Genomic DNA, 518 nt, shown 5'->3' with positions numbered 1-518 from the left:
CATAAACGTGTTCTGTGTCACCGTTTGGAAGTTTCTTAGTCTCTACGAAGCGGTAACCTGGGATATCTTTCTTAGGTTGTTCACCATCTTCGCTTGGATAACCTGGAATTTCATTCCCTTCCTTATCCTTATGACTTGTCTTAACCTTCTCATAAACGTGTTCTGTGTCACCGTTTGGAAGTTTCTTAGTCTCTACGAAGCGGTAGCCTGGGATATCTTTCTTAGGTTGTTCACCATCTTCGCTTGGATAACCTGGAATTTCATTGCCTTCCTTATCCTTATGACTTGTCTTAACCTTCTCATAAACGTGTTCTGTGTCGCCGTTTGGAAGTTTCTTAGTCTCTACGAAGCGGTAACCTGGAATATCCTTCTTAGGTTGTTCGCCATCTTCGCTTGGATAACCTGGAATTTCATTCCCTTCCTTATCCTTATGACTAGTCTTAACCTTCTCATAAATGTGCTCTGTGTCGCCGTTTGGAAGTTTCTTAGTCTCTACGAAGCGGTAGCCTGGAATATCT

At 42.5% G+C, this 518-nt stretch carries 1 protein-coding gene; it reads right to left on the bottom strand.

Annotated features, from left to right (window positions below; translation table 11 throughout):
• The coding region (locus SORDD24_RS10835) for a MucBP domain-containing protein (RefSeq protein ID WP_330997374.1) at positions 1–518 on the bottom strand (518 nt) is incomplete at both ends.

It is taken from the genome of Streptococcus oralis, assembly GCF_001579175.1.
Classification (GTDB): domain Bacteria; phylum Bacillota; class Bacilli; order Lactobacillales; family Streptococcaceae; genus Streptococcus; species Streptococcus oralis_O.
This window is presented reverse-complemented; position numbering and strand designations above follow the sequence as displayed.